The organism is Rickettsia gravesii BWI-1 (genome assembly GCF_000485845.1).
GTDB lineage: Bacteria > Pseudomonadota > Alphaproteobacteria > Rickettsiales > Rickettsiaceae > Rickettsia > Rickettsia rickettsii.
The window spans coordinates 1-17,882 of record NZ_AWXL01000025.1; the positions used below are offsets into that span (position 1 = coordinate 1).

The window sequence follows — 17,882 nt, forward strand, 5'->3', positions numbered from 1 at the left end:
CCCGCCGCAACCAATAATTTTACAGGTCATAAATCTTTTAGGCTACTTCTTCTTCTGTTTTAATTTTCTTTGTTACTACTGGACGATTATTATAAGTACCGTCGACTAAAGAAATGTGATGCGGAAGCTTATATTCACCGGTTTGCGAATCAACCATTACGTTAACTTTGCCAAGTGCTAAGTGCGAACGTCTCATATTACGTCTTGATTTTGATGTTTTTTTCTTTGGAACTGCCATTATTAGCCTCTCTAAATATAAATTAAAAAGTATTTGTCAAATTAGTGAAGCAGTATATTATAATCTTGCAATAAAATCTATAATAAAATCTAGATAACATTAAACTTATGAAAATTTTTATAACATACATTTTTAGTATATTAGCCTTTTTTTCCTTAAGTGGCTGCAAAACTATCGAAAATAGAGGGCAATCCATAGATGATTCGACACTTGTAAAATTAGAGTCTAAAAAACTAAATAAAACAGAAGTCGTAGAGTTAATAGGTACGCCTACTATGGTACCGGAATATTCCCAAAATACCTGGTATTATGTTGAAAGAGTTATGTCTCAAAGAGCTTGGCTCAATCCAAAAATTGAAAAGCAGAAGATAGTAAAAATTACGTTTGATGCTAATAATTTTATGCAGGAAGTAGTAGTAATAGATGATTCTCATAGACAAGATATAGAAATAGTCCATGAATATACTAGGACATATGGAACGGAACTTAACGGACTACAAAAATTTGTTAAAAATTTAGGTAGATTCAATAAAACCACTGACGGAAATAAAAACAAAAGCAAAAATAAGAAAAAGAGATAAGTACCTTAATCATCATTGCAAGATGGCTTATCTGTGTAGATACCTAATCGTCATTGCGAGCCATAGGCTGTGCGTGGCAATCTCATGAAATAACAACAAACTCCTGAGATTGCTTCGTCAATTACTTACGTAATTTCCTCGCAATGACGATTTGATACTCACGCATGCGTAACACCAACACCCATAAAACAAAAAACTATCTAATATGATTTCGATATTTAGTAAATTAAAACAAAGTTTATCTAAAACTTCTAATAAAATATCGGAAGGTATCAACAAAATATTTTACAAGAAAAAATTAGATGCAGAAACTCTAGAAGAGCTAGAAGAGCTACTTATCTCAAGTGATATGAGTGTTTCGGTAGTAACTAATATTATTGAAGAGTTTAAAAAGGTAAAATTTGACAAAGAAATAGATAGTGATACAGTAAAAGAAGCCCTTGCTAAATTAATAGAGCAGCAGCTATCAAAATCAGAAATTCCTTTTACTTTAAGCGAAAATAAATTAAACGTAATTTTAGTTTGCGGTGTTAACGGAGCAGGTAAAACCACGACTATAGGTAAGCTTGCTACAATGTACTCGGCACAAGGGAAAAAAGTAGCAGTTGCAGCCTGCGATACTTTTAGAGCAGCTGCCATAAATCAGCTAAGTACTTGGGCAGATAGAGCAAATGCACTACTTATTACCGGTGAAGAATCTGCTGACCCTGCGAGTGTTGCTTATCGCGGGACGGAAGAATCGATAAAACAAAATATCGACATACTTTTTATCGATACGGCAGGTAGGCTTCATAATAAGAAAAATTTGATGGATGAACTGTCTAAGATTGTAAAAGTTATAAAAAAACTAGACGAGAATGCACCCACTCATAACGTTTTAGTCATTGATGCTATTACCGGACAAAATACTTATAACCAAGTAGAACATTTTAATGATGCTACTAATTTGACGGGGCTTATCGTGACTAAACTAGATGGCAGTGCTAAAGCGGGCGTAATTGTCGGAGTAGTACAAAAATTTAATTTACCCTTATACTTTATCGGTATAGGCGAGAAGATAGAGGACTTAAAAATATTCAACCGACATGATTTTGCTAGAAATCTAGTGGGGTTGTGAGGTTTTGCTATGTCATTGCCCGCACGAATATTGAGTCGTCATTGCGAGCAGCCGTAGGCTACACAGCAATCTCATGAAGTAATAATAAACTCCTGAGATTGCTTCGTCAATTGCTATGCAATTTCCTCGCAATGACAATTTAATTAAAAATAAAATCATAAAATGACTCAAAAAAATACCTTATTGCTCATAGACGGATACGGATTTGTTTTTAGAGCCTATTATGCACAACAGCCTTTAACTTCACCAAAAGGCGAGCCTGTCGGTGCTCTTTACGGTTTTACTTCAATGCTGCTAAAATTACTGAGCGACTTTAAGCCTAAACATGTCGCTGTAGTATTTGACAGCGGCGGGAAAAATTTTCGCCATCAGATTTATCCCGACTATAAAGCTAACCGCCCTCCACCCCCTGAAGATTTAATTGTACAATTACCTTTAGTTCGTGATGTTGCAAGTAACTTAAATTTTCCTATTCTAGAGAAGAACGGTTATGAAGCCGATGACATTATCGCAACCTTTGCTACTAAAACTGCTGCACTTGGCGAACATGTAGTCATTATCTCTTCCGATAAAGATTTATTACAGTTAATGACTGAAAACATCAAGATATATGATCCGTTAAAAGGGAAATATATTACGGAGGATGATGTTGTTAAAAAATTCGGCACTACTTCTGATAAATTACGTGAAGTAATGGCTTTAATCGGCGATAGATCGGATAATATTCCGGGTGTACCATCTATTGGACCAAAAACTGCAAGTAGTCTTATAACGCAATTTGGTTCTGTAGAAAATATATTTAACTCTTTAGACCAAGTCTCAAGCGTAAAACAACGTGAAACTTTACAAAATTCAAGAGAAGCAGCGTTAATTTCATGGCAGTTAATAGGGCTTGATTCTAATGTTGATTTAGATTTTCAGCTAAATAATTTAGAATGGTCACCTCCAAATAGCGATAAATTAACAGAATTTTTACAGGAATACGGTTTTAGATCTTTATATAAAAGAGTAGAAAATTTATTGGATATTAAAATTAATGACCACAAAGAGATAGCAGATAATAAAGTAACGGAAATAAAAGAAATTAATAATGCTAATGAGTTAGCAGACTTTGCTAAAGAAGCCAAGAAAATAGGAATATTCGGGATATATTTATTACAATATAAAGGAACTAATCTTGCTTTTATTTTATCACTGCAAAACCAAAGCTATATTATTAAAATTTCAAACACTTCTCATGATCTATTTTCTTATAATACTAAAACTAATAACAACTGGTTTTCGGATATAATCTTCAATTTACTAACCGATAAATCCATAAAAAAAATTACTTACTCTCTTAAACCTCTACTTAAATTTTATGCAAACCAATCTCATGACATTACGGCTATAGAAGATTTAGAATTAATGCAGTATACGTTATCTGCCGGTTTATCACAGAAAAATTTATTTAAAGAAGTTTTGAAAGAAACTTTGATAGAAAATATAATTATCGAATCAGCAAAAATAGTAATAAACTTTATCGCACTTTATAAGCAAACTATATTGGAGCTTAAAGACAACAAAACCTTTAGACTTTATAGCAACATTGATTTACCTATTTGTTTTATTTTAGATAAAATGGAGAAAGTGGGTATTACAGTAGATGCTAATTACCTAAAACAATTATCCGCTGAATTTGGAACAGAAATTCTAAAACTTGAAGAAGAAATTTTTGCTCTTAGCGGAACTAAATTTAATATTGGTTCGCCAAAACAATTAGGCGAAATCTTGTTCGAAAAAATGCAATTACCTTTCGGTAAAGCTTCAGCTAAAGCAAGCTTTTACTCAACGGGAGCGGAAATACTAGAAAAACTTAGTGAGCATGGATATAATATTGCAGATTTGTTATTAAAATGGCGGCAACTGACAAAATTAAAGAATACCTACACCGATAGTTTGCCGAAACAGATAGATAATAGAACACATAGAGTACATACGACATTTTTACAAACTTCTACCACTACAGGAAGACTTAGCTCACAAGAACCTAATCTACAAAATGTACCTATTCGCTCTAGTGAGGGAAATCAAATCAGACAAGCTTTTATTGCTGAAGAAGGTTATAAATTAATATCTGCCGATTATTCTCAAATTGAGCTTAGAATATTAAGCCATATCGCAAATATAGATGCACTAAAACAAGCATTTATCAATAAAGACGATATACATACTCAAACTGCTTGTCAGATCTTTAACTTACAAAAACATGAACTAACTAGCGAACATAGGCGTAAAGCAAAAGCTATAAATTTTGGTATCATTTACGGTATAAGTGCTTTTGGGCTTGCTAAGCAATTAAACGTTACTAACGGCAAAGCATCCGAATATATCAAGAAATATTTTGCTGAATATAAAGGAGTGCAAGAATATATGGAGCAAACAAAAGCTTTTGCAAGTAGCAACGGCTATGTCACAAATTGCTTTGGCAGAAAATGTTTTGTACCTCTAATTCATGATAAAAAGCTTAAACAATTTGCAGAACGTGCGGCTATTAATGCTCCGATTCAAGGAACTAATGCCGATATAATTAAAATTGCTATGATCAATCTAGATCAAGAAATAGAAAAACGTAAACTTAAAACAAGATTAGTACTGCAAATTCATGATGAATTACTATTTGAAGCACCGATTGATGAAGTAGAAATTATAACACCTATTATTAAAAAAATCATGGAAAATTCTACTAATATGGATGTACCGATTATAACCGAAATTAGAGCAGGTAATAACTGGATGGAAATTCATTGAAGGTATATCATTCCTAGCTAAAGGCGGCGTTATTGCATGACTTGATGTCATTCCCGCAAAAGCGGGAATCCAGAAAAATCACTTCAACATATAATACAGCATACATATTTGATAAAATAAGCATATAAAAAACAAGTTTTTTATATGCTTTACTACGGTACTTGATGAGATTCTAAAACAAGACCCTAACGGTCGTGTTGCCTGTGAAACATTTGTAACAACCGGTCTAGTTCTAGTGAGTGGCGAAATTACTACTAGTACCTATGTGGATATTGAGCAAATAGTACGTAGCAAGATACAAGAAATCGGCTATAATAATCCAAATTATGGATTTGACGGTAGCTGTTGTGCCGTAATTTCAGCTATCATTAAACAATCACCCGATATAGCTATGGGTGTTGACAATGCAAATGACGATGAAATAGGTGCAGGAGACCAAGGTATGGTTTTCGGTTATGCATGTAATGAAAAGGCAAGCATATTTACGTAAACAAAATGTCTTGGCTTAGACCCGATGCAAAATCTCAAGTCACGTTACGATATGAAAATAACAAACCAATTGCCATTGATGCAGTAGTTTTATCAACTCAGCATCATCCGGAAATACAACAAAAAGACCTTATTGAAGCAGTAATGGAAGAAATTATTAAACAGGCATTACCAAACAATTTACTTCATAAAGACACTAAATACCTAATTAATCCGACGGGTCGGTTTGTTATAGGCGGTCTCGTTGCAGATTGCGGTTTAACCGGTAGGAAAATTATCGTGGACAGCTATGGAGGAATGGTAAGACACGGTGGCGATTGCTTTTCTGAAAAAGATCCAACAAAAATAGATAGGTCGGCTGCTTACATGGCACGCTATATTGTTAAGAATATAGTAGGAGCAGGACTTGCCGATCGTTGTGAAATACAAATATCCTACGCAATAGGCGTAGCTGCTCCCGTATCTGTTTATGCTGAAACTTGCTGTACTAACAAATTAAGCAACGAACAAATTACTAAGCTCATAACACAGCATTTCGATATGCGTCCAGGAAGAATTATTAAACATCTTAAGCTTCGCACTCCATGTTATCAAAAAATGGCTTCTTACGGTCATTTCGGCCGAGAAGACGAAAATTTTACATGGGAACAATTAGATAAAGTAGATATATTGAGGTAAGTAATTATTAACATTTATTTATTCGTAATACATGATTATTTTTATCCCTGTTTAACTAATCAGTTGAAAATATGGCTGAGAATATAAATAATGATAGAAAATTCGGTAACTTAGAAAATTATGATAATGAACTCACAAATACTGCTCTAAAAGAGAATAACCAAAATAAGCTGAAAGAGCATTATGAAAATATCACTCAAACCTTAAATAACATACGAAAATATGAGTATGAAGCAAAAGCAACTCAGTACTGCGAAATGCTTGACGATGCCCGTACCTATGATAAATCTACAAAAGATTATAATTTAGGCTCAACTCATTTTATAACGGCTAGCGTATAAAGCTTTACTTGGAGTTTATAAAGCTTTAAATCCTGACGAAAATACAGGTAAAAATTAGACCATTTTATGGATGGCTTAGATGAGATTTATAAGCAATCCTTTTTAGTACGTAATTTAACTAGCTCAACTGAATTACCACCAGCAGAACAGTTAAAAAAATTTTTAGAAAAAACTACAGATGAAATATATGATAAACTGCAAAAAACCGGAGAAGCATATTTATCATATTCTAATGCTCCTACTTACAGGATTACATGCAAATGTTATAAAATATTCTAAAGAAAACGGAAAAAATTATCGTATATATATAATGCCGGTGCTGGGGTAAGAGCAGATAATTCAAAGCTAAATCAAACACCAAAAGACCAATTATCTAAAATAAATGAAACAATAGAAGCAAGAAGTAAAGCAAAATTCAGCTCAATTAAATATGCACTCAAAAATCAAACAGATAAAGAAATAAAAGATAGTATATTATCTATAAATGAAATAGAAGCAATAAAAGCTCATAATAACGAAATCAACAGATTCAAATCAGAGCAATTTATTAATCCAACAGCTGATTCAAGAAGAACAGTTACCGGATAAACTTTAGGGAATTGTAGTAGCAGGTCAATAAGAGAAGCTTTAAGAGACAATGTACCGGATACAGAATTTCGTGAAATATATGATTTATTACACAAAATCAAGTATCACAAATAATATCAAACTTAGAAAGTGAACAAAAAAATTTAGCAAATATCTTAAATATACCTTTAATAAAAGAACAAAGTATCTCAAATACAACTTATCAAAATCAATTTCAAAAAGATATTGCCAATTCAGCTACTAATTATTTTGATACTTTTTTTTATAATGAAGGGCAGACACCAAGCACAAAAGAAAAGTTATTTAATAAAGTTGCTGAAGAATCTAATTTAAAGTATATCAAGATTGATCTAGTAGATTTTTTATCTACTGTGTTTCCCTATAAGGACACTGATTTACCTATTACCGAGGATCTTTTAAAGCCTGTTATAAACCATATCCAAACTTGTTTTGAAGATCATGAAATCGCTCCCTCAAAAAAAGTTTTAGAAAATTATAGATTATATAAATCTAACAAAGAACAAATCATTAAAGAGCTATCAGCAAAATGCTTAAATGATAAAGATGTAAATATACTTATCAAAGCACAAATACAAGCGAAAATAGCAAACCGCCCGGCTATAGATATTTTCCAACAAATGAAACAAAGTAATACTAACCCTAAACCACTAGAGCTATCGGAAGAACATAAGAAATTGGATGATGTCATAAAAGATATGGCACAAAAATACAAAATGACTATACCGGAAGCAAAAGCATCCGAAGAAATCACTCAAATGGTCAAAGATTTATAGTAAAAATAAATTTAATGAAGAAATAACACCTATAAAAGCTCAAAAATTAGTAGATGAATTTACGCAGCAAACTCTAGATATTTTTGGAGAGAATAAATTAAGAGACTCACCTATAATTGAAACAAAAAACGAGCATATTAATATACCACTCCCGAACGTAGAAAAACAAGAAACTACTAACCTTAACTTGGATACAATATACTCAAAAAATTCTATCAAGCTTTTTGAATGACGCTGTACTTAAAGAAGAAAAACAAAATTTAGTAAATGCACTAATGACTGAAGTTAATAAAAATCTACCTAATAATACAGAAGTATTAGAAGATAAAAAACAAAAAGTTAAAACCGATAATACATTCAATAAAAATTCAGAACCTAAAAAACAAACTATCAAAAATAAATTTTATAAGTATTTAAGTAAATTAACGAGACAATTGGGATTAAAATCTATAAGTAATTATTTTAAAGAATTAATTAAAGATCCAAATCTTGAGCAAAATATCAATTTAGAAAAAGAAGCAAAGTTAATAGCAAACAAACATCGACTAACAAAATATATGGAACTTAGCGATAATAAAAATAATAATACAGTATTTAGCGGTAAAAAAACATTAAAGAATATTACTCAATTATAGATTCATTTTACCATCAATTCAGGTATTGCCTATAAAAATTGACTCAAGGTTTCGATGTCATTCCTGCTAGGCATTGGCTTTGTTGCATGGCTCGGTTTTTTAGTCATTGCGAGGAAAATTACGAAGTAATTGTACGTCCGCAATCTCAGGAGTTTGTTATTATTTCATGAGATTGCCACGCAGCCTATGGCTGCTCACAATAACAACCCGGTATCCACACAACAATGCCTTGCGGGAATGACAGCGGAAAACCGAACCACGCAACAACTACGCTATTTACTATATCCTTTTAAAATCTCAAAATCTTGCCCTTGGAGCAAGAATTTTTCAGGTAATGTAATTTTTGCTACAAAATTCTTTACATCTGTGCTTTGTAAATAGATTGTAGCTTTAGCATTACTCTGATCTTCGTTATTTATACGAGCTGCAAGCAAGGTTACTATCTGCCGTAATTCTTCATGATTTTGTGGATAAAACTGTAATTCAAATTGTTTATTATTAATTGCATCCTCAATTGATGAAAAGCTTTTTGCCGTTAGTTTTATTCCTCCCTCATCTTTAACTATGTCACAATTAACAACTACCAAACTTTTAACATCAAGTAAATGTACATAATCTTTTAAAACTTCCTCACTAAAAATACTAAGTTCAAAGATATTCTCAGGATCGGAAAGCACGAGCGTCACAAACCTACCTCTTGCCGACATACGAGAATCCTTTTTTTGTATTACACCGGCAATATTTACTCGGTTAGTACCATCAGGTAAGTTATTATGCAAAGCCGCAGTATTTAAAATATTTAAACGACTAAATATTTCTTGATATTCCGTAAGAGGATGATTAGAAATAAATAAACCCATAGCCTCAAATTCATAAAAGGCTAAAGTATTTTTATCGGCATAATCGCTTGATACTAAAATAGTTGGACTTAAACTAGAAACTTTAATTAAGCTAAATTGATTAGATTCCTGCTCTTCGTGATATGAAGTTGAATAAGAAAGCAATTTTGGAATGCTTGACAATAATTGCAATCGATTATCATGCAGCTCATCAAAACAGCCTGACTTGATTAAATTTTCCAATAATTTACTGTTAATAGATTTGGGGGGTAATCTTTCAATAAAATCAGTAATTGATTTAAACGCCCCTCTTGCTTTTCGCTCATCCGTTACTAACTTACCGAAATTCGGCGTAACTCCCTTAATAGCACCTAAGGCGAAGATTATTGCACCCGCGATGTCATACCGTGGCTTGACCACGGTATCTTTTGAAATTTCCTGGATACCGCGATCAAGTCGCGGGATGACAGTGTCCGAAAACTTTACACTAAAATACCCTTCAGAAATATTAATATTAGGTGCAGTAATTTTTATGCCGTTATCTTTTGCTTCTTGTAAAAATAAATTAATTTTATCGTGATTATTCAATTCAAGATTTAAGCATGCTACTAAAAATTCAGCAGGATAATTAGCTTTAAGATATGCAGTTTGGTATGAAATAACACTGTAAGACGCAGCATGTGCCTTATTAAAACCGTATCCGGCAAATTTAGCCACGGTCGCAAAAATGGATTTAGCTTGAGATTCCGAAATATTATTAGCAATTGCTCCTTTAACAAAAATTTCTTCCTGCTCCTCCATTTCTTTTTTTATCTTCTTACCCATTGCTCTACGAAGTAAATCGGCAGCTCCTAGCGTATAACCTGCAAGAACCTGAGCAATTCTTTGTACCTGCTCCTGATATATCACCACTCCGTAAGTTTCTTCTAAGATTGGCTTCAATAGCTCATGTAAATAATCAGGCTGTTGTAATTTATGCTTACAAGCTATATAGGTAGGAATATTTTCCATAGGACCAGGACGGTATAACGCACCAAGAGCTATCAAATCATGTATAGAATCAGGTTTAAGGCGTCTAAGTGCATCTTTCATCCCGATACTTTCAAATTGGAAAACGCCGACCCCTTTACCTTTACACAACATTTGATAAGTCTTATTATCATCAAACGTCATATTGTTAAAATCTACTTCTATCCCTTGCTCTTTAAGCAGTTTCTTACAATCGGTAATAACCGTTAGGGTTTGTAGCCCTAAAAAATCAAATTTAATTAAACCGGCAATCTCGGAATATTTCATAGAATAACCGACTACCAGCATATCGGAGTTAGCATCTTTATATACCGGTACTATATCGACTAAATCAGTACCTGCTATTACGATTCCTGCAGCATGAGTTGAGGAATGCCTATGCAGCCCTTCAAGAATTAACGAAGTATCAAGCACTAGCTTAATTAACTCTGCTTCACCTTCTAAATTATACAACCCATTACCTTTAGTGGCATTTGCAAGCTCCGGAACTTCACGCATTGCCTGTTCTAAGCTAACTGGATTAACTGCACTAAAAGGGACAAGCTCCGTTAGATAATCAGCGAATTTATAAGGTAAGCTAAGCACACGAGCGACATCCTTAATTACAGCCTTTGCCTGCATCTTACCGAAAGTTATAATCTGTCCTACTCTATTATTACCGTATTTGGAACGTACGTAATTAATTACTTCCTCACGCCTTTCCTGACAAAAATCAATATCAAAATCAGGCATTGAAATACGTTCAGGATTTAAAAATCTTTCAAATAATAAGCCAAATTTAATCGGATCAAGATCAGTAATAAGCAAGCTCCAAGCAACAACCGAGCCTGCTCCCGATCCTCTACCCGGTCCGACTAAAATACCCTCTTTTTTACTCCATTTAATAAAATCAGATACAATCAAAAAATAACCGGCAAAATTCATATTACAGATAATATCCAACTCATAATTAAGACGAGCAAAATATTCGGTTTTCAATTCTTCTTGATTCTCTAACGAAATATTTTCAGATTTAAACTTTGTAGCAAGCCTTGCAAGCAACCCTTCTTTTGCATCTTTTCTAATTAAATCCGTTTCACTAATATCTTTGGTGGCAAAATTAGGCAGCATCGGCGGGTTTGCATGTGCAGCAAAATAACAACGCTCTCTTAAATTTACGGTATTTTGGATGGCACTAGGTAAATCGGAAAAAAGCTCTATCATCTCATGCGGTGATCTAAAATAACAATTTTCGCTAACTGTTTTTCGATCCAGATATTCTTTAGTAACACCGGCTGATATACATAACAATACATCATGTGCATCATGCATGCTTTTCTCACTAAACAAAACTTTATTAGTAGCAACAAGCGGAATAGCAAGCTCGGCAGCAATTCTAATATAACTATCCTCAATAAACTGTTCTTCCGGTAGCTCATGTCTCATAATCTCAAAGTAAAAACGATCTCCTAAAATTTCCTGTAATTTACGTGCAAACAGCATCGCTTGCTCCTCGTTGCGAGCTAGCAAGCATTTTCCAACAATACCGTCCGTATAACAGCATAATCCTATTAATCCTTCTTGATATTCGATTAAATCTTCAAAATCAATGTGATCGCATATCTTACGATCATTTTTAGTAAAAGTAAGGCTTGATAGTTTGAGTAAATTTTTATAGCCAGTTTCATCTTTAGCTATAAGCAAAATTTGAGCAAAAATATCTATATCGTATTTTATATTTAGAATAACTCCGTGTATCGGCTGCAGTCCTTTTTTTACTGCATATAATGCAAACTCTAATGAGCCGAATAAATTTCCCTTATCTGCCAAACAAATAGCAGGCATTTTATTCGATGAAGCAAGTTCTACTACCTTCTCAATCGTTAATGCACTGTCTAGAAAAGAATAAGAGCTTTGAGTTCTTAAATGAATAAATTCAGGTCGCATTTTAAATTAATGTTAAAGTTTATTATCTTACTGTATTACTCTTTATGTCATTCCCGCCTTCGCGGGAATGACATCGGAAGCCTTAACGACGAGACTAAATTTTACTTCCGACTGCATAATATCTAAAACCGATTTTTTTCATTGCTTTATTATCTAGTATATTTCTAAGATCAATGATTATCGGCGATTTTACTAAATCATAAATTTCTTGCCAATTAAGTTCTTTAAATTCTGACCATTCAGTTGCAATAACTATAATATCTACTGATTTACAGACTTCAACTGCTGAATCTAAATATAGCAAATTTTTATGTTCCAAATTCTTTTTAGCATTTTCAAGACCGATAGGATCAAATGCTTTAACATATACATCTTTATTTAATAAGATCTTTACAATTTCGATGGCAGGGCTTGCTCTCACATCATCTGTTCCTGCTTTATATGTTAAGCCTAAAATTGCTATATTTTTACCTTTTAAATCTCCGTCTAATAAAGTAGCTATTTTATCTACCATATTACTTGGACGCTGCTTATTACTTTTAATTACTGCCTTAAGAATCCTACAATCTATATGATGATTTTCTACAAGATTATTTAATGCTAGAATATCTTTTGGAAAGCACGAACCGCCAAAACCAGGTCCTACATTTAAAAAATTTTGACCGATTCTTTGGTCAAGTCCTACACCTTTAGATAAATCTTTAATATTACCGCCGATTTTTTCACATAAATCAGCCATCTCATTAATAAAAGCAATTTTGGTAGCTAAGAAACTATTTGAAGCATATTTAATAAGTTCGCTCGTCACTAAATCGGTAACCACAAACTTTGCACCTTGTAAAGGTGCATAAATTTTTCGCAATATTTCCTCTGATTCTTTATTATTTACACCGATAACTATACGATCAGGATATAAAAAATCTTCTACCGCACTACCCTCTCTTAAAAACTCAGGATTAGAAGCAACATTAAATGAAAAGCCTTTTGATTTTAAATAAGCTATAATATTACTGCAACTACCCGGCGGAACGGTAGATTTTATTACTATTAAACAATCTTTATTTATATGCTCGAAAACTTTATCAATAGCATCATAAACATATTTTAAATCCGCTTCTCCCAACCATTTTGAAGGTGTACCGACCGTAATAAATATTGCATCAGCATTTTGAAGTTCATTATTATAAATATTTGTAAATTTTAACCTATCAGATTCTAAAGCTTGCTTAAGATACTCATCAAGTTTAGCTTCATAAATCGGTAATATTTGCTTATTTAATTTGGATATTTTAACCTCATCATTATCAAGACAAGTAACATTATGACCTAAACAGCCCATAATAATACCTGAGACTAATCCCACATATCCGCTACCGATAAATGTAATATTCATAATTTTTTGTGATTTTTATATTAAATTTTTAAATTATACGTTATATTCCAAGTGTAGTGTATACCTCAAATAAATGAAGAGTAGTATAGACGAAGCTCAATTTCAAAAAGTGCAAGGAGTCCACAAGACGAGGAACGGAGCGTATACTCAATACGTGAGTACCGGAGTACTTGTAGGATGACGTAGCCAATTTTTGAAGTTCTATCCGAGTATATAAAGCTTTTATCATATTTCAATAGATTTACAAGCTCAAATGAATTTTATTAAAAAAACCTTTATTAGTATTTTTATAATTCTGATTTCATTATCTTTGGCTATAACTCTAACTGTTTATAGTGCAAATAAAGGACACTTAAATGAACCTTTGAAAAAAATAATTGAATTTTATTTAAGTAAAAATGATATAAAGGCTGTACTACATAATTTAGAATTTAAAGAAAACCGATTATCCATAGATAAAATTTCCTTAAGTCTTATAGATAATGCTAGAGGAGAAATTAACGATTTTAATCTTTTCTTTAATTTCAAAAATTTCTTCTCTAATTCGTTAATAGAGGCTAATTTTAATATCGATAAAATTTCCGTAATTTCAAATAACGATGAAGAGATTATAAACACTTCAACGACCGGTGATTATTCGTTAAATATAATTAAAAAAGATTCCCTAACCGACATACGACTAACTTCAATAAAAAGTGATATCTTAACTGATGAGCAAGGAGCAGACTTACCTCTAGGAAATGCTTTATGCTCATATAAAACAACCTATTCTAAAGATAATCCAAAGACCGTTAATTGCAAACTCACCTTTGGGGACAAAGCTTTTTTATCACTAAGCGGTATAATAACCGATAAAAATATCGATGCAAGTGCAGCTGCCGCAAATATGCCTTTAATAATTTATCAAACAGTCGAAAAAATTATTCCGGATAATCCTATAATCTCATATTTACGAGAACATATAAAACAAGGTTACATCCAAAACGGAGAATTAAATATTAAATTAGATAAAAAATTTTTAAAAAAAAATATTTTAGTAGAAGATAATTTAAAAGCAAATTTACATATCTCGAATTTTGAATATAAATATCATACAGATTTACCGCCTTTGACTAAAGTTGATACTAATATAATCATTTCAGGACCGGAAATAAAATTTCTAATTAATGAAGCATATATTGGTAAAAGTGTCGTTTCAGACGGTATTATGACTTTCAAATGGGAAGGACCGGACAAATCACAATTTGTTTTTAATGCTACTGCTAAAGGTGAAATTAATGACTTAATTGCCTTTGTTCCAAATGATACATATCAAAATATTAAAGCTCAAAATATTGATCTTAAAAAAATCAAAGGAACGGCAAATTCAATAATAGAGCTAATAATTCCTATTAGCCCCAATATCCCTAATAGCTATAATGTTTTGTCGACATTAACAAATATCTCTTTTAACACCTTAGACAATAATATCCTATTACAAAACGGTGAAGCCAAAGGTAGTTTTAAAGATAATAAACTAAATATTAGCGGTAAAGGTAACATTAATAATTATGCAAGCAGCTTTACTTATGATCATGATATATCGGATAAAAATAATGAGTGTTTACTTAAAATAAAAAGCAATATTGCGGCAAATAATCAAAGATTTGGAGTATTTAAATTAATTTCAGGCAGCACCGTTTTAAATTTTGAGTATAAAAAACAGCATAATAATGAGAGTTTTATTACCGTTAATGCTAATCTTAATAATTTAGAATTTTATATAGATAAAGTATCTATTCATAAAAAATTATATAAAAAAGCCAATTTATATTTATATACTAAATTAAATGATAAAAATTTCGATAGAAATATTGAATTTAACCTTTCAGGGCAGGATAATCTAAAAATTAACGGTAATGCCTTAATTAAGAAAAATATTTATAATATTAATCTAGCCTCTGTTAAACATAATCATACGGATTTAAAAGGAAAAATAATTATAGATAACCATAATCTTAATACGGCACTTTATGGAAGCGGATTAGATTTATCAAATGCTAATATGATGCAGTTTTTAGAAAAAGCGGGAGATTCTACACATAATATTAATTTAAAAACTAATATATCAAAAATACTTTTAAAGAATAATATAATTCTAGGTAATCTTGATTTAGCAATTAAATGTGATAAAGTGCGGTGTTTCTCCGGCTTTCTAAATGCTAATATTGATAATAAAAAAGTTAAGATGTCGCTTACCGCTAAGGAAACTTTTGAACAATGGTTAATTGAATCCGATAATGCCGGAGCATTGCTTAAGGGACTCGGAATGTATACCACTATGCAAAACGGTCAGATTAACATCAACTTAAATACAAAAAGATATGAAGTAAAAAAAGGTGAAATAGTGCCAATATTAGACGGCAAATTTTCTATAAAACATTTTACGGTAGTCGATACTCCTTTTTTAACACGGCTTGTTTCCTTTGTTTCGTTGCCGGGTTTTCTTAGTTCAATAACTAATAATAAAAATATTTTATTTGAAGATATGAGCGGTAAATTTAATTATAGAGGAAATATAATTACAATTTTTGATACGGAAGCACATGGACCGTTCTTTGATTTTACTATGACAGGTAATATTGATACCAAGCAGCAATTAATTATGGTTAAAGGAAATGTTATTCCTTCCTTTTTCTTAATCAGCACTATTGTAACTAAAATACCGGTAGTCGGTAAAATATTTTCCAAAGTCGCTCCTTACTCCCTAAAAATGAAATATTAAGTAACTATTTAAAGCTATTAGATTTCGTGTACAAAATTTTTAATCATTCCTTTATGTCATTCCTGCGATGCATTATTGCGTGTATACCTAATCGTCATTGCGAGCGACTGAAAGCGTTGTTGCATGGCTCAAAAACCGTGTTCGGTGTCATACCGTGGCTTGACCACGGTATCCAGAAAACAACTAAAAATACTAACAATATTAGTATTTTTAACTGGGTCCTGCTACAAACTTGCGGGATGACAGAGGTGGAAGTAAGCCATGCAACAAAGCCACAACTGCAAGGAGCGTGGTGGCAATCCAGAAATAATAATAGAATATTCTGTAAATCGGAATTTTTTACTGGATTGCTTCGTCGAAATTTACAGTTTTTCCTTACAATAACGTTGAAGATCAATTCACGCAAGAATGACATAAATAATCATACATATTTAATCGGTATTTTACTTTTAGGCTTAATTTCCGGTCTTACGTTCAATTTAATTTTTTTTACAGTTCCATATCAATTATCCGAAGCAAAATACACCACTGATATAATAGGTTCGATATCACTAGCTGCCTTTCCGTATTGCTTAAAGGTCATATGGTCACCTTTTATAGATAAATACTCTATACCTTTTTTATGTTCTAAATTCGGTCACAGGCGTGGCTGGGCATTGGTATCACAAATATTTTTAATCCTAGCGATGACGGGGTTCTTAAACATAAGCCCTTGTAATAACTTATATATTACTGCAATTATCTTATTTATTATTTCATTCTGCAGTTCTACACAAGATATTGTACTTGATGCATATAGAATTGAGAGGCCTACATCTAAAGAAGAGCTTTCAATGGCTTTTACCTTTAGTAGCATAGGGTTTCGTTTAGGTATGTTACTTGGCAGCGTCGGTACTTTATATTCATCAATTATTTTCGGCTGGAATACAGTATATAAATTTGCTCTATTCATTACTCTAATTGGACCTATAGTAATTTTATGTATCAAAGAACCACAATCAAAAAAAATACACCATACAACTACTAATTTAATAGGATTACAACAATATTTTGAAGTTATTAAAAAAAGTATTATCTCCTTAAAAAATGAACAGCAATATTTACTGCTAATTATATTGTTTATCTTTTTATATAAAGCTGCGGATTCTATACCTATGGCTATGAGTTCACCTTTATTTCTAGATTTAAGTTTTACTACTCATGAAATTGCCGTTATTTACAAAGCTTACGGGTTACTAATCATGATCGTCGGAGGAGCTTTAAGCGGCGTTTTAGCTGCAAAAATGGGTATATTTCATAGTGTCTTAATTGGTGGAGTTATTCAATTATTGTCACCTCTTATGTTTATGATTCTTGCTACTATCGGCTATGATATAAAGACATTTATAATGACTGTTACAGTACAAAATTTTTGTGCAGGCTTTGCAGGAACTATTATCTCTATCTATTTTGCTAGCCTTTGCAATAGTGAATTTGTTGCCACACAATATTCTATTATTGCATCTTTTAGCTCTCTTAGCCGTATTATTCTAGCTAGCCTTGGCGGTATTTGTGCAAAATATCTTACTTGGCCTGTATTCTTTTTAGGTAATACTCTGTTTAGCATGTTATTTATCCCGATATTTTATAAAATATATAGAAAGAAACTAGGCTTTGTGAATATTTCTAAAAAGATATGAC

At 32.0% G+C, this 17,882-nt stretch carries 11 protein-coding genes and 2 pseudogenes; 10 read left to right on the forward strand and 3 right to left on the reverse strand.

Features of this window, described 5'->3' with window-relative positions:
• Positions 1–37: 37 nt before the first annotated feature.
• Complete coding sequence (gene rpmF, locus RGRA_RS0107390) at positions 38–238, reverse strand: 50S ribosomal protein L32 (RefSeq protein ID WP_017442639.1); 201 nt, start codon at positions 236–238, stop codon at positions 38–40.
• 107 nt (positions 239–345) lie between these two features.
• On the opposite strand from rpmF, the gene RGRA_RS0107395 reads away from it, so the two are divergent.
• From RGRA_RS0107395 to RGRA_RS14475, 8 genes and pseudogenes are all read left to right on the forward strand, one after another.
• Positions 346–819, forward strand: a complete 474-nt coding sequence (locus tag RGRA_RS0107395) for an outer membrane protein assembly factor BamE (RefSeq protein ID WP_017442640.1) — start codon at positions 346–348, stop codon at positions 817–819.
• A 205-nt stretch (positions 820–1,024) separates the two neighbouring features.
• Positions 1,025–1,936 (forward strand): signal recognition particle-docking protein FtsY, encoded by a 912-nt coding sequence (ftsY, locus tag RGRA_RS0107400; RefSeq protein ID WP_017442641.1) that lies wholly within the window; start codon positions 1,025–1,027, stop codon positions 1,934–1,936.
• A 162-nt stretch (positions 1,937–2,098) separates the two neighbouring features.
• Complete coding sequence (polA, locus tag RGRA_RS0107405; RefSeq protein ID WP_017442642.1) at positions 2,099–4,726, forward strand: DNA polymerase I; 2,628 nt, start codon at positions 2,099–2,101, stop codon at positions 4,724–4,726.
• 154 nt (positions 4,727–4,880) lie between these two features.
• Positions 4,881–5,893, forward strand: a pseudogene (gene metK, locus RGRA_RS09480) (methionine adenosyltransferase); the annotation flags it as partial.
• 71 nt (positions 5,894–5,964) lie between these two features.
• Positions 5,965–6,234, forward strand: coding sequence for a hypothetical protein (locus RGRA_RS0107415; protein WP_017442643.1), 270 nt, complete (start codon positions 5,965–5,967; stop codon positions 6,232–6,234).
• Positions 6,235–6,300: 66 nt separating this feature from the next.
• Positions 6,301–6,562 (forward strand): annotated as a pseudogene (locus RGRA_RS09485) (hypothetical protein).
• A 631-nt stretch (positions 6,563–7,193) separates the two neighbouring features.
• Positions 7,194–7,616 carry a hypothetical protein gene (locus RGRA_RS13905; RefSeq protein ID WP_017442644.1) on the forward strand — a complete coding sequence of 141 codons (423 nt, stop codon included), beginning with the start codon at positions 7,194–7,196 and terminating at the stop codon, positions 7,614–7,616.
• Positions 7,617–8,050: 434 nt separating this feature from the next.
• Positions 8,051–8,251, forward strand: a complete 201-nt coding sequence (locus tag RGRA_RS14475) for a hypothetical protein (RefSeq protein ID WP_017442649.1) — start codon at positions 8,051–8,053, stop codon at positions 8,249–8,251.
• Positions 8,252–8,523: 272 nt separating this feature from the next.
• On the opposite strand, the gene dnaE is transcribed toward RGRA_RS14475, so the two are convergent.
• Both dnaE and RGRA_RS0107445 read right to left on the reverse strand, forming a co-directional pair.
• Positions 8,524–12,045, reverse strand: coding sequence for a DNA polymerase III subunit alpha (dnaE, locus tag RGRA_RS0107440; RefSeq protein ID WP_017442645.1), 3,522 nt, complete (start codon positions 12,043–12,045; stop codon positions 8,524–8,526).
• A gap of 94 nt (positions 12,046–12,139) precedes the next feature.
• Positions 12,140–13,438 (reverse strand): UDP-glucose dehydrogenase family protein, encoded by a 1,299-nt coding sequence (locus tag RGRA_RS0107445; protein ID WP_017442646.1) that lies wholly within the window; start codon positions 13,436–13,438, stop codon positions 12,140–12,142.
• 253 nt (positions 13,439–13,691) lie between these two features.
• On the opposite strand from RGRA_RS0107445, the gene RGRA_RS0107450 reads away from it, so the two are divergent.
• Both RGRA_RS0107450 and RGRA_RS0107455 read left to right on the forward strand, forming a co-directional pair.
• On the forward strand, positions 13,692–16,202 hold the full coding sequence (locus tag RGRA_RS0107450) for a YhdP family protein (protein WP_024547397.1): 2,511 nt from the start codon (positions 13,692–13,694) through the stop codon (positions 16,200–16,202).
• A gap of 26 nt (positions 16,203–16,228) precedes the next feature.
• Positions 16,229–17,881, forward strand: a complete 1,653-nt coding sequence (locus tag RGRA_RS0107455; protein ID WP_024547398.1) for an MFS transporter — start codon at positions 16,229–16,231, stop codon at positions 17,879–17,881.
• The last annotated feature ends 1 nt before the right edge of the window (position 17,882 follow it).

Bases quoted from the DNA above. Each gene is read 5' to 3' on its own strand.
- RGRA_RS0107450 (WP_024547397.1), top strand. From the start codon at position 13,692: ATGAATTTTATTAAAAAAACCTTTATTAGTATTTTTATAATTCTGATT.
- dnaE (WP_017442645.1), bottom strand. From the start codon at position 12,045: ATGCGACCTGAATTTATTCATTTAAGAACTCAAAGCTCTTATTCTTTT.
- RGRA_RS0107415 (WP_017442643.1), top strand. From the start codon at position 5,965: ATGGCTGAGAATATAAATAATGATAGAAAATTCGGTAACTTAGAAAAT.
- RGRA_RS0107445 (WP_017442646.1), bottom strand. From the start codon at position 13,438: ATGAATATTACATTTATCGGTAGCGGATATGTGGGATTAGTCTCAGGT.
- RGRA_RS0107395 (WP_017442640.1), top strand. From the start codon at position 346: ATGAAAATTTTTATAACATACATTTTTAGTATATTAGCCTTTTTTTCC.
- polA (WP_017442642.1), top strand. From the start codon at position 2,099: ATGACTCAAAAAAATACCTTATTGCTCATAGACGGATACGGATTTGTT.
- ftsY (WP_017442641.1), top strand. From the start codon at position 1,025: ATGATTTCGATATTTAGTAAATTAAAACAAAGTTTATCTAAAACTTCT.
- rpmF (WP_017442639.1), bottom strand. From the start codon at position 238: ATGGCAGTTCCAAAGAAAAAAACATCAAAATCAAGACGTAATATGAGA.